Source organism: Azospirillum tabaci (assembly GCF_014596085.1).
Taxonomy (GTDB): Bacteria; Pseudomonadota; Alphaproteobacteria; order Azospirillales; family Azospirillaceae; genus Azospirillum; species Azospirillum tabaci.
The window spans coordinates 19,016-30,602 of sequence record NZ_JACCJY010000027.1 but is presented as its reverse complement, the minus strand read 5'-3'; the positions used below and the strand labels follow the sequence as shown (position 1 = coordinate 30,602).

The following is an 11,587-nucleotide window of genomic DNA, read 5'->3' as shown; positions in this document are numbered from 1 at the left end:
CGGTTTGTGGCTCGGTTTGGGAGCGGTGTTTGCGCCCAGGTTCGCAGACGGGCGGAAACGCCTCCGTCCCGCGCGCGCCGGCAGACCGTGCCGCGTCGCGGTCACTCCGGGGCGGCAGGTCGGTGGCGGCGGACTAAAGGGCCGGGTCGCCCTTGCTGTTCATCGCCCGGGCGATCTGGGCGCTGGCCGCGGCCATGGCCTGCTGCGCCGCCTCGTTGGCCGCGGCGACGGCCTTCTGCTGCTGCTCGCTGGCCTGCTGCATCGCCTGCCCCCCGGCGCCGGCTCCGCTGGCGGCCTGGAGCGCCTGCGACATCGCCTCGCTCGCCTGGGACATCGCGCCCTGTTCGTCGGCGTGACCGCCGGGGTGCGCGGTCAGGCCGGGGATCGCCTCCACCGCGTGGCCGGCGAGCTGGATGGCCTGTTCGACGGCGGCCAGCGCCTGCTCGGCGGCGGCGTTCACGCTCTTGACCGCGTGGTCGAGCAGCGCGCTGGCGATCTCGGCGGGCGTCTTGGCGCCCGCCTCGAACGGCGCCGTATCGGGCGCCGCGTCGGCCGGCGGCCCGCTCGCCGCGGGCGCGGCCGGAGCCGACGTGTCCGGCGCCTCAGGGTTCGGGCTGCTGGGGGGCTGGGAAACGCCCATCCTTCGATCTCCTTCGTCCGGTTTGGTTTTGTGGCGCGCGTGCCGCCGGCGCCAAAGTTTCCGCTGCTGGGGTCGGCGTGGATGGCGCAGAAGGCGGTGCAGACGGGGCCGCCTCGGTCACAGCCTGTTGACGCGAGTCAGGCGGCGGCGGTGGTGGTTGCCGTGGTGGCGGCGGGGGGATCGGGGCGAAAGCAGCGCAGCGAGATCACCCCCGCGGACCCCATCTGGATTTCTGCCTGATTGCCTTTGCCGAAGACGGGAAACAGGCAGGACGCGCCGTCCTGGCCCATGATGCCGCGCTGCGGCGGCGTCGCCGACAGCAGCGCCTGCGCCCCGGCCAGATAGCCGGCGACCAGAACCCGCACCGCGTCGCCGGTCTCGTCCCGGAAGGCGGTGTCGCGGACGATCTGCAGCGCCCCGTCCGACAGGCGGGCGAAGCCGATCGGCCGGCCGCGCTTCTGCCAGCTGGAGACGGCCCGCGCCACCTCCGCCGGAGCGGCCAGCGGGCCGACCTGCGGGCATTCCAGAAAGCCGAAGAGCTGCGGCAGGATGGTTTCCAGCGCACCGCCGGCCCGCTTCTTCCGGTCGTCCGGCGTCGCGGTCAGGGAGCCCAGCCGGTTCACGTAGATCAGATAGAACTGATAGTAGTCCGCGAATTCCTGCACGGTGCGCGCCTGATCCACCGCGAAGGCGGCCGCCTCCTTCTGAAGCTCGGGGTTCGCCGTTCCCTGGCTTTCCTTGCGGTAGAGCAACTCCTGCACCGCCAGCTGCTCGTCGAAGCCCATGAACTGGAAGACCGGAGCCCCGGAGACTCCCAGCCCGGCGAGGAAGGACGCGCCGGCGGCGAAGTCGTCCTGCGTCAGGAGATTGTGGTCGGCGAGGATGCGCTTGACCTGGGCCGACACCGTGGCGCTGGTGTCGCCGGATTCGGCGTCGGCCAGCGTGCGCAGGCTGTCCACTCCCAGCGTCATCAGCTTCACCGGGCTGACCATCAGCTTCATGGTGGGCAACAGGGCCAGCCGCGTCGCGTGAAGACCCTGCTGGACCTGCTCCACGAGCGTGCTCTCGTCCGGGAAATCGTAGCGCGGACCGGCGTTGCTGATGGCCCAGTCGAGCCACTCCGACCCGCCATCGATGAAGGCGAGCGCAAGCCGCCCCAGGTCGGTGAGCCCGGCGCGGTTCTGGATCATCTTGTTGGCGACAGAGACGGTCATGGTGGGGACACCTGCGTAAGGGTCAGCTCGACGGGAAGCTATTCAGGACCGTGGAGGCCGCGGTACCGATGCTGGTGAAGTCGTTGGCGGCGCTCGTCATCATTCCCTGGGCCTGGGTCAGGGCGGTGACGTATTTCGGGTCGCCCGTCGCCAGAAGCTGCGCCATCGCGACACCGATCGCCGTGGTGGCGATGGTCGAGACGTTGCGCAGCGTGTCCGTCGCGTCCTGCACGGCCATGGCCGTGGACTGGGCGACCGCCTGATAGGCTTTCCCCGCGCCGCTGGTGGTGACGACCTGCTGGCTCATGGTCGCCGTCTGCGTCTGGTTTATGACGTCAATGATCTGCGCATTGACCTTCGTGGGCTCCGACATGAAGGCTCCTTGCTCGTTGTGGCCTGGAAGGCCGGCCGCTGGGGGATGGGCGCTGGGTCAATCACGACCCGCCGCTGATGGTGCCGTTGCCGGCCGCTCCGGCGATGGTGCTATTTCCGTTTCCGCCGGCGACGGTGCTGTTGCCGGCGCCGCCGCTGACGGTGCCGCCGCTGACGGTGCCATTGCCGGTTCCGCCGGCGACGGTGCTGTTTCCAGTACCGCCGGCGACGGTGGAGGGCAGGGTGGTGAGCGAGGTCGTCAGCAGCGGCGTCAGCGGCTGCAGCGGCGACGCGTTGCCCCCCGACGTGGACGAGCCCGAGGGGGGCGGCGGGGGCGTGGTGGGGAAGGGCACGGCCAGCATCTTGGCGCAGGCGGCGGTGACCGCGGCGGAATTGACCATGCCGGCGTTCTGCTGGCGGTGCACGGCGTTGTGCATCGCCATGCCGAGCGTCTCGACCATCACGGCGTCGAGCATGGCGAACGACTGCGCGGGGGACTGTCCCGTCAGAAGCGTGACGATGTCCGACGTCGCGTCGATCACCTGGGTGTTCACGGTGCCTTCGTCGCTCATGATTTTGCGGTTCCCTTGGTGATGATCAGCGTGAGGACCTGGGCGAGCGCGGCTTCGGTGATGACCTGGGCGCGCTGCTGGTTGGCGACGGCGTTCTGCATGGCCAGGCCGAGGCTGTCGGCCATGGCGACGTAGGTCATGTCCATCGCCAGGGATGGGGTCAGGCCAAGCGGTATCGCCGTGTTCGCCGCGACCGATCCGGCAAGGCTGGCGGAGCTTCCATCCGGCATTCGCACACTCCAGCCTTCAGACTCCCGCCACAGGCTTATGCGTGACCGGGCGCTTCAACCTGCGGCGGAGGCCGCCCCCGGTGTCCCGAGGGCGGCCCGCCCGCTCTCCTTAGGAGAGACCCAGGATCTGGGTGGTGGCGACGCCGGTCGAGGCCGTGTCCACCGAGTACAGGGTCGACAGGCCCTGCGTGGTCGCCGCCTGCATCACCACGTAGGACTGCTGCTGGTTGTTCGTGGCGTTGTGGGCCGCGTTCGACAGCGCCTGGCTGGTGGCGACGAACAGGTTGCCCATCGCGACGGCCGGGGCGTCGCCCAGGACCTTGGTGTTGACCTGGGAGACCGAGTCCGTGATCTGGTTGTTCAGGGCGGTCGGGAAAGCCATCGTGTTTGCTCCTTACATCGGATGTTGCGTTGGTTTGAGGCCAAAGCGCCGGTGGCGGGCGGCGGACGGCGGCGGGTGCCGCGTCCGCCGTCCGGTCAGCCGAGGAGCTTCGACGTGGCGGCGCCGGTGGTCGCGGTGTCGATGGAGTAGAGCATCGCGACGCCCGTCGTCGTGGCGGCCTGCGCCGTGACGTACATCTGCTGCTGCGCCAGGGTCGCGTTGTGGGCCGCGTTGGCCAACGCCTGGGCGGTGGCCTGGTACAGGTTGCCCATGGCGATCGCCGGCGAGCTGCCAACGACCTGGACGTTGCTCTGGGCTACGGAATCGGTGATCTGGCTGTTGACTGCCGTCGGGAAAGCCATCTGACGTTATTCCTTGGCGAATGGTTCGGGATGGATGGCCGATGGCCCGTTCCGGATGCCCGCAGGCGCCCGGTCCTGGCCGGTCGGCTCATCAGCTCCCCAGGATCGACTTGGTGGCGACGCCGGTGGAGGCGGTGTCGATCGAATAGAGCGTGGCGACGCCCATGGTGGTGGCGGCCTGCATGGTCACGTAGGACTGCTGCTGGTTGTTGGTCGCGTTGTGCGCCGCGTTGGCCAGCGCCTGGGCCGTGGCCTGGAACAGGTTGCCCATGGCGATCGCCGGAGCGTCGCCCAGGACCTTCGTGTTGGCCTGGGTGACGGAATCGGTGATCTGGTCGTTCACGGCGGTCGGGAAAGCCATTTGTTCGTCCTCTTCGGTTGCCTGGCGCCCGCCCGCCGTCCGTCATGGCAGGCGGGGTGGCGCAGGTGGGTGAAACGTCGATGGCGGTGCGGGTCCGGCTTACGAGCCGAGGCCCTTGACGCCGGTGCTGAGGATGCTCTTCGTCGCCACGCCGGTGGAGGCGGTGTCGATCGAGTAGAGCGTGGCCACGCCCTGGGTGGTGGCGGCCTGCGCGGTCACGTAGGACTGCTGCTGGGCGTTGGTGGCGTTGTGGGCCGCGTTGGCCAGCGCCTGGGCCGTGGCCTGGAACAGGTTGCCCATGGCGATCGCCGGAGCGTCGCCCAGGACCTTGGTGTTGGCCTGGGTGACGGAATCGGTGATCTGGTCGTTCACGGCGGTCGGAAATGCCATTGTCTTTCCTCACTGGTGGGGCCGGTTTCAAAGACGGCCGCTGGTGGCGTCGATCATTCGCGCAGCCTCATGCGACCACGGGATGCGCGAACGGCGGACGGTGCGACTGTAGAGAGGTGGCTTGTCGCGCGATTGGTCTATCCGGCGAAAGAATCCGGCGGACCGCGTGAGTTTTGTGCGCCTGGGTTGCGCTTTGGCGATCGATGCGGGGAAAGCGTGCGGTGTCGGCGCGACCGATTCTTGCGCGGCGGGCGCAACGATGGACGCAAGGCCGTGCAATTCCGCGTCCGACCGCCCGCGCCCCCGCGCGGAAAACCGGCGCCATCCGGCGGAATCGACGGCGAGGGGATGGACGACGGGAGCGCGAAGCGGCGTCGCCCCACGGATTGCGGGGGTGACGAACGAACTTGCGCCGCTCTATTCTTGGTCTGGTCTTTGATGATACTGTCGATGGGGAATGAAGTCTGGAAGGTGCCCAGCGTGCTCAAGAAAAATGCAGTATCCGTAGCCGTAAACACTGCCGCTGCAACAAATGAAGCCAAAAGGGCCTCGCACAGCGCATTTGATAATGCGCAGGGGCAGCTGTTCGGCATCATCATGACCGCGTTCGGAATTTCCATACTGCATGCCGCCGGATTGATCACCGGGCAGGCGGCGGGGCTGTCCTTCGTCATCGCCTACGCCACGGGGCTGGATTTCGGCCCGGTGTTCTTCGTGGTGAACCTGCCTTTCTACGCGCTGGCGCTGGCGCGCATCGGCTGGCGCTTCACCGCAAAGTCGCTTCTGGCGGTCACGAGCATCTCGGTGCTGACCACGCTGGCGCCGCAGGCGATCCGCTACGACGTGCTGCACCCCTATGTGGCGGCGGTTCTGGCGGGCTTCTGCATCGGCATCGGGGTCATCGGCCTGTTCCGCCACGGCTCCAGCGGCGGCGGGGTGGGCATCCTCGCCTTCTACATCCAGGAGAAGACGGGCTTCCGCGCCGGCTGGCTCCAGGCCATGTTCGACGTGGTGATCTTCTCCATGGCGGTCTTCGTGATCGACGGGAAGGCGGTGCTGGCGTCGATGCTGGGGGCGGCGGTGCTGAACGCCTTCGTCGCCTTCAACCACCGGACGGACTGGTACGTGGCCCGCTGAGAGGCCGGTGAGGGGGGGCCCGCCAGGGTGTTGCGTTCGGCACAAGCGCACCCCCCTCACCCTAACCCTCTCCCCAGAGGGGAGAGGGGATATGAAATGCGATCCGTCGCGACCGCCGCGGCCTGTTGCATTTCTCCGCGGGATTGGTACCCTGTCCCGCATCGCCAGCCATGCTGGCCGTAAGCGTTCAACGTCAACCAACGCACTCAACGATCCTCGCCGATCGGAGTGCGTTCGCGTGTTCGGACGGACGGCCATCGGCGGGGACCAGTGTGGAGCACACCATGGGTCCCCATCAAAGGCCGGCGTCGGCGCGCGATCCGGCGCAGGGTCGCCTGATCGTCCTGACCGCCGTCCTGTTCGTCTCCTACCTCTGTGTCGCCCTATCCCTTCCCGTCGTACCGCTGTTCGTGGCCGGAGATCTGGGGATGGGCAATGTCTGGGCCGGGCTGGGCGTGGGAAGCGCCTTCCTCGCCACCATCCTCAGCCGCGGCTTCGCCGGAACTTTTTCCGACCGCCAAGGTGCCAAGCGCGCGGTCGGGCGGGGGCTGGCCTTCTATGTGGCCGGCGGGCTGGTCTCGATGGCCGCTGGTCCTCTATCGTTCTCGCCATGGGCGGCTTTTTCCGTGCTGGTGGCGGGTCGCCTGCTCATCGGCATCGGCGAAAGCCTCGTCGGGGTCGGAGTGGTCGCCTGGGGGATCGGCATCGTCGGGCCGCAGCGCTCGGGCCGCGTGCTGGCGTTGATCGGGGCGGCGCTCTACGGCGCCTTCGCGGCGGGCGGACCGTTGGGGCTGGCGCTGCTCGACCGGTTCGGCGTTTCCGGCGTCATGGCGGTCAGCGCGCTGCTGCCCGCCGTCGGACTTCTCGCAATCCGGCGCATGGAAGGGATCCCGGCCCATCCCGACGCCGAACGCCCACCCTTCCGCAGCGTGCTGGGGCGGATCTGGCGGCAAGGCGCCATCGTCAGCCTCCAGGGCATCGGCTTTGCCGCCATCGGCGCCTTCTTCTCGCTGCACTTCGTTCGCGAGGGCTGGCCCCACGCCGGGCTCGGCCTGACCGCCTTCGGCCTCGGCTTCGTGCTCGTCCGCTTCGCGCTGGGCCATCTGCCCGACCGCTTCGGCGGGCTGCGCGTGGCGATGGGGTCGCTGGCGGTGGAGGCGGTCGGGCAGGCGCTGCTGTGGACCGCGGGCGATCCCGTCACCGCGCTGGCCGGCGCCTTTCTGACCGGGCTGGGCTGCTCGCTGGTCTTCCCCGCCATGGGGCGGGAGGTCGTCCATCTCGTCGAGCCGCAGCTCCGCGGCACCGCGCTCGGCGCCTTCGCGGCGTTCCAGGACGTGGCCTACGGCCTGACCGGACCGCTGGCCGGGCTGCTCGCCGACCGGGTGGGCTACGGCGGCGTCTTCCTGCTGGGGAGCGCCGCCGCCGTGCTGGGTTTCCTGACCACCGTCCAACTGCTCCGCGCGCGCCCGGCCGCGCGGACCAGCCCGACCTGAGCTAGTCCCCCGCCGCGGCCTTCAGGAGGGTGATGCTGATCCGCCGGTTCTGCGGGGCCAGCGGGTTGGCGGCGTCGAGATGGTCGAGATCGGCGCGGCCCTCCACCCGGACGATCCGCCGGGCCGGCACGCCGGCGGCGATCAGCTCGCGGCGGGCGGCGTTGGCGCGGTCGCTGGACAGTTCCCAGTTGCCGTATTTCGCCCCGTCCGCATAGCCCAGCGCGTCGGTGTGGCCGGTGATGCTGAGGCGGTTGGGCGACGACGCGACGGCGCCGGCGACCAGCCGCATCAGGCGCCGCCCCTGCTCGTTCATCTGGGCGGAGCCGACGTTGTACATCGACACCTTCGCCTGATCGGTGAGCTGCACGCGCAGGCCGACGGACGTCTGCTCGATGACCACGCTGCCGGCGAGCGCCCCCAGCTCCGGCATCGTCTCCAGCGCCGTGCGCAGGTCGCGCTCGGCCTTCTCCAAACCCTGCTGTTCGCTCAGCGCCGCGGTCTGGCGGTCGAGCAGGGCCTCCAGCTCCGCCCGCGCGTCGCGGTCCGGCTGGCTCCGGCCGCCGGGCGGGTGGGGCATGGGGTCCTTGCGGCCGGCGGGCTCGCGGTCGCTCTCGCCCAGCGAGGCGACGACGGGCGGCGCGGCCACCGGCACGCTGTGCTCCCCCGGCGCGTTGGGGGTGGACAACGCCCCCGTCTTGTCCACCGCCCGCCCGGCGAGCATGCCGTCGGCGCCCGAATTGGACTGCGACAGGGCTACCGGGTTGAAATAGTCGGCGATGCCCTTGCGCTGCTCCACCGTGGTGATGTTCATCAGCCACATGATGAGGAAGAAGGTCATCATCGCCGTCACGAAGTCGGCGTAGGCCAGCTTCCAGGCGCTGTTGTGCTCCTCCTCCTCCTCGCCGTAACGGCGCTTGATGATGATCGTCGGCTCGATGCGCTTGCGGGGCATAGCGGGGCCTCAGGCGGGCTGGCTCGCCTCGCGGGCCTTCGCCTGCGAGGAGAGGGTGGTGGCGACCTCGACCTCGGCAAGGCTCGGCTGCGTGTCGGCGAACAGCACCTTGCGGGCGAACTCCGCGCAGACCTGCGGGGGGCTGCCGCGCAGATAGGCGCCGAGCGCGGCGCGCACGCAGATGAACAGCGTCAGCTCCGCCTCGCGGCGATGGCGGGCGGCGGCGGCGATCGGGCCGACCAGGCCGTAGGACAGCAACACGCCGAGGAAGGTGCCGGTCAGCGCCCCGCCGATCATGTGGCCAAGCACCTCCGGCGGCTCGCTGATCGCGCTCATGGCGTTGATGACGCCCAGGACGGCGGCGACGATGCCCAGCGCCGGCAGCGCGTCGGCCAGATTCTGCAGCGCCTTCGGCACCTGGTTCAGCTCGCGCCCGATGGTCTCGATCTCCTCGTTCATCAGGGCTTCCAGGTCATGCGGGTTGTCCTGGCCCAGAGCGATCAGGCGCATGTAGTCGCACAGGAAGGTGACGCAGCGCGGCTGGCGGAAGACCGAGGGGTACTGGGCGAAGATCGGGCTGTCGTCCGGCTTGTCGATGTCGCTCTCGATGTTCGACACGCCCTTGGACTTGGCCTGCCGCAGCAGGGCGTAGAGCAGCGAGATGAGGTCCAGATACTCGTCCTTGCTGGTGTGCCGACCGCGGGCCACCGCCCCGATGGTGCGCACGGTGGCGCGCAGCACCGCCATGGAGTTGGCGATGACGTAGCCGCCGATGCCGGCGCCGACGATGATGACGATCTCCACGGGCTGCCACAGCACGCCCATCCGCCCGCCCATGGCGGCGAAGCCGCCCAGCACGCTCAGGAAGACCGCGACGATTCCGAACAGCAAACGCATGATGTGAGTCCTCCGGCTCGGCCGAAAAGGGGGATCGGGCTCAGGGAGCCGTCGTGTAAGGCGGGAGCTTTCAGGGCGTCTTCCACCGGCGCACCATGCCGGCCAGCGCCTCGGCGGCGGCGAGCTGGCCGCTGACGGTGGCGCTGGACAGCGGCTTGCCCGGCGTGTCGGCCGGGATGGCCAGGGCGTCGAGCAGCCCGGCCCAGCGGGTCCCGGCCAGCGCCTTGCCGTGGCGCTCCGCGGCGGCGGTGACCGCCGCGTCGTCGCCCGCCCGGAAGGCGGCCAGCGCGTGGAAGGCGATGTCGTCCGGCAGGGGCGCGCCCGGCCCGCCCAGCAGCTCGGCGTAGGCGGCGCGGGCCGCCGGCCACTCGCCGGCCCGGAACAGGCTGTCCGCCCGGATGCGCGCCGCGTCGGGGCCGGTCAGACCGCGCAGCGCGTCGAAGGCGCGCATCGCCTCGCCCTCGGTGGCGAAGGCCTCGGCGCGCAGCAGGGCGCGGCGTTCGGCGGCGGCGGCGTCCGGCGCTGGGCCGGCGGTATGGTCCAACACGGCCAGCGCCTCCGACCCGCGCCCGGCGTCCAGCAGCACGCGGGCCAGCTCCAGACCGACCGCCGCGCGTTCGGCGCCGCGCGTGGCCTCGGCGACGGTGTGGAGCAGGCGCGCGGCCTCCAGCGTGAAGCCGCCGCGGGCCAGCAGCCGGGCGAGCCGGCGCTGCCGCGTTCCGGCATCGTCGTCGGTCAGCGCCACCGTGCGGCCGTAGCGCACCTGGAGGGACAACGCGTCGAGCGCGCTGCCTGGGGTCGTCTCCAGATGGCCGATCACCGCGTCGAGAAGCCCGCGCCCGGTGGTCAGCGCCGCCCGCCCGCGCGCCGTTGCGCCGAAGCGGCGGCCCAGCAGGCCGAAGATGTCGAGCGCCGCGTCGATCCGCCCGGCGCGGGTGTAGGCGGCGCCCAGCGCGGCCAGCGCATCCGTCTCCACGTCGCCGCCGCGCCAGGCGTAGCGCAGGCTTTCCAGCTCCGCGATGGCACCGGGATCGTCCAGCGCGCCGCTGGCCAGCCGCAGCTCGATGGAGCGGACCTGGGCGCGGTGGCCGTAGAGGTTGGGCAGGGCGGCGGCCCGCTTGTAGTGGGTCAGCGCCTCGGCCGTCTCGTTGTGCAGCTCCGCCAGACGGCCGCGGAAGAAGTCGAGCCGCCCGTCGGTGGAGCCGATGCCGTCCAGCGTGATCATCTCCAGCACAATCAGGTTCAGCGCCGCGCCGTCCGCCGCCTCGCCCGCCGATTCGGCCAGCAGGGTGAGCAGGCGGCCGCGCAGGTCGGCGGGGTAGGACAGCAACCGCTTCAGCGCGATGGGCAGGCTCGCTTTCGCCGCGGTCCAGCGGCTGGGGGCCAGGGTGGCGCTGCGCCAGACATGGTGGTCGGCAGCGGCGGGGGTGGGCTGGGCGCGGACGAACTGGCTGTCGTCGGGATCGGCGGTGCCGTCCAGCGCGCGGAAGGCGTCGCGCAGCAGGCGCAGCTCGTAGCGCTGGTCCGGCCCCGGCGTCAGGCTCTCCGCGGCGTCCAGCGCGGCGCGGCCCTCCTCCGGCAGGGCGCGGGCCAGCGTGAAGCGGGCCATGGCGAGCAGCGCGTCCACCCGCGCGCGGCCCTGGCTCTCGGCGATGCGCTGCTCCAGATGCTGCTTGCGCGCCGGGTAGTCGTCGCCGGCCCAGGCGTCCAGGTCGAAGGCGCGGATCGGCGGGTCGGTCTGGACGGCGGGGGCTGTGACCGGCGGTACAGCTGACGGCGGCACGGCGGCCACCGTCCGGACGGGCTCCGGCTTCGGCGGTGGCGGAGCCTTGGCAACCGGTTGTGGCTGAACCGGTGGCGGTGCCTGTGCCGCGGGCGGAGCTTGTATGGCTGGCTGCGCCTGTACGACCGGCTGCGCCTGGGCGCTGGCGACCGGGTTCAGCCGTTCGGCGAGGCTGATGGGCGCAGCTTGGGCGGGCGCCGGTTCGGGAGCCGGCGGTGGCGCGATCACCGGAAACACCGACGCGCCGGGTGCCTCGGCCAGCAGGACGCCTTCGGATGCCGGGACCGGGGCGCCGGGCTTGCGCGCCGGGCGCGGCGGGTCGGCCACGTCGATGAAGGTGATCCGCCGCTCCCGGCGTACGGTGACGCGGGCGCCGCAGGGCCAGTCCATGGTCAGGCTGCGCCCCTCCTCCCCGGTCTGGAAGCCGGTCAGCCGCCGCGAATAGGTGCCGTTCAGCGCTTCCAGCGGCCAGGGGACCGCCTGCGAAAAGGCAACGCGTCCGCCGCAGCTTCCCACATCGACCGCCGGGGCGCCCTGCGCGTTGACCAGCGCCAGACGCGAGAAATCAGCATGGTCGCCCGTCTGCACGGTGATCGGTGCCGGTGCCTCCGCCGCGGCGGGGGGCGCCGTCAGGGCGGTGGTGACCGACAGCAGAGCCAGGGAGATGGACAGGGTCCGGCAGGGATGCATCGCGACTGCCCCAAATTTTATCTAAATCGGAGTCAAATCCCCCAAGACACCGATCAGTTCCCGTCGCGGCGCCTCAGGTTGAAACCCGGCTTTAAACTGCATCACCTAGGTT

14 protein-coding genes are annotated in these 11,587 nt (G+C 70.7%); 2 read left to right on the top strand and 12 right to left on the bottom strand.

From position 1 onward, the window contains the following. Window positions 1-133: 133 nt before the first annotated feature. The 9 genes from H0B54_RS22005 to H0B54_RS21965 form a co-directional block, all read right to left on the bottom strand. Window positions 134-640, bottom strand: a complete 507-nt coding sequence (locus H0B54_RS22005) for a hypothetical protein (protein ID WP_188262102.1) — start codon at window positions 638-640, stop codon at window positions 134-136. A gap of 137 nt (window positions 641-777) precedes the next feature. Then, complete coding sequence (locus H0B54_RS22000) at window positions 778-1,854, bottom strand: hypothetical protein (protein WP_188262101.1); 1,077 nt, start codon at window positions 1,852-1,854, stop codon at window positions 778-780. A 22-nt stretch (window positions 1,855-1,876) separates the two neighbouring features. Continuing rightward, on the bottom strand, window positions 1,877-2,227 hold the full coding sequence (locus H0B54_RS21995) for a hypothetical protein (protein WP_014200165.1): 351 nt from the start codon (window positions 2,225-2,227) through the stop codon (window positions 1,877-1,879). A gap of 61 nt (window positions 2,228-2,288) precedes the next feature. Next, a complete protein-coding gene (locus tag H0B54_RS21990; RefSeq protein WP_188262100.1) occupies window positions 2,289-2,798 on the bottom strand; it encodes a RebB family R body protein in 510 nt (169 codons plus the stop codon). After that, window positions 2,795-3,028, bottom strand: a complete 234-nt coding sequence (locus H0B54_RS21985) for a RebB family R body protein (RefSeq protein WP_040138293.1) — start codon at window positions 3,026-3,028, stop codon at window positions 2,795-2,797. The genes H0B54_RS21990 and H0B54_RS21985 overlap by 4 nt, the downstream gene beginning before the upstream one ends. Window positions 3,029-3,137: 109 nt before the next feature. Beyond that, window positions 3,138-3,410, bottom strand: coding sequence for a RebB family R body protein (locus H0B54_RS21980; protein WP_094305774.1), 273 nt, complete (start codon window positions 3,408-3,410; stop codon window positions 3,138-3,140). A 95-nt stretch (window positions 3,411-3,505) separates the two neighbouring features. After that, window positions 3,506-3,772 (bottom strand): RebB family R body protein, encoded by a 267-nt coding sequence (locus H0B54_RS21975; protein WP_014200161.1) that lies wholly within the window; start codon window positions 3,770-3,772, stop codon window positions 3,506-3,508. 91 nt (window positions 3,773-3,863) lie between these two features. Next, entirely contained in the window at window positions 3,864-4,133 is a 270-nt protein-coding gene (locus H0B54_RS21970; protein ID WP_014200160.1) for a RebB family R body protein, read from the bottom strand. Window positions 4,134-4,232: 99 nt separating this feature from the next. Then, window positions 4,233-4,523 (bottom strand): RebB family R body protein, encoded by a 291-nt coding sequence (locus H0B54_RS21965; RefSeq protein WP_014200159.1) that lies wholly within the window; start codon window positions 4,521-4,523, stop codon window positions 4,233-4,235. 450 nt (window positions 4,524-4,973) lie between these two features. Here H0B54_RS21965 and H0B54_RS21960 point away from each other — a divergent pair, with 450 nt between their 5' ends. Continuing rightward, a complete protein-coding gene (locus tag H0B54_RS21960; protein ID WP_094305775.1) occupies window positions 4,974-5,660 on the top strand; it encodes a YitT family protein in 687 nt (228 codons plus the stop codon). A gap of 284 nt (window positions 5,661-5,944) precedes the next feature. Then, window positions 5,945-7,153: an arabinose transporter gene (locus H0B54_RS21955; RefSeq protein WP_188262099.1), complete on the top strand. Its 1,209-nt coding sequence runs from the start codon at window positions 5,945-5,947 to the stop codon at window positions 7,151-7,153. A 1-nt stretch (window position 7,154) separates the two neighbouring features. Here H0B54_RS21955 and H0B54_RS21950 read toward each other — a convergent pair whose 3' ends face one another. The 3 genes from H0B54_RS21950 to H0B54_RS21940 all read right to left on the bottom strand — a co-directional run bounded on the left by H0B54_RS21950 (window position 7,155) and on the right by H0B54_RS21940 (window position 11,475). Continuing rightward, a complete protein-coding gene (locus H0B54_RS21950) occupies window positions 7,155-8,105 on the bottom strand; it encodes a flagellar motor protein MotB (protein WP_188262098.1) in 951 nt (316 codons plus the stop codon). Window positions 8,106-8,114: 9 nt separating this feature from the next. Continuing rightward, window positions 8,115-9,002 carry a flagellar motor stator protein MotA gene (motA, locus tag H0B54_RS21945; protein WP_109070357.1) on the bottom strand — a complete coding sequence of 296 codons (888 nt, stop codon included), beginning with the start codon at window positions 9,000-9,002 and terminating at the stop codon, window positions 8,115-8,117. A 70-nt stretch (window positions 9,003-9,072) separates the two neighbouring features. After that, window positions 9,073-11,475 carry a hypothetical protein gene (locus tag H0B54_RS21940; protein WP_246472683.1) on the bottom strand — a complete coding sequence of 801 codons (2,403 nt, stop codon included), beginning with the start codon at window positions 11,473-11,475 and terminating at the stop codon, window positions 9,073-9,075. Window positions 11,476-11,587: the final 112 nt, after the last annotated feature.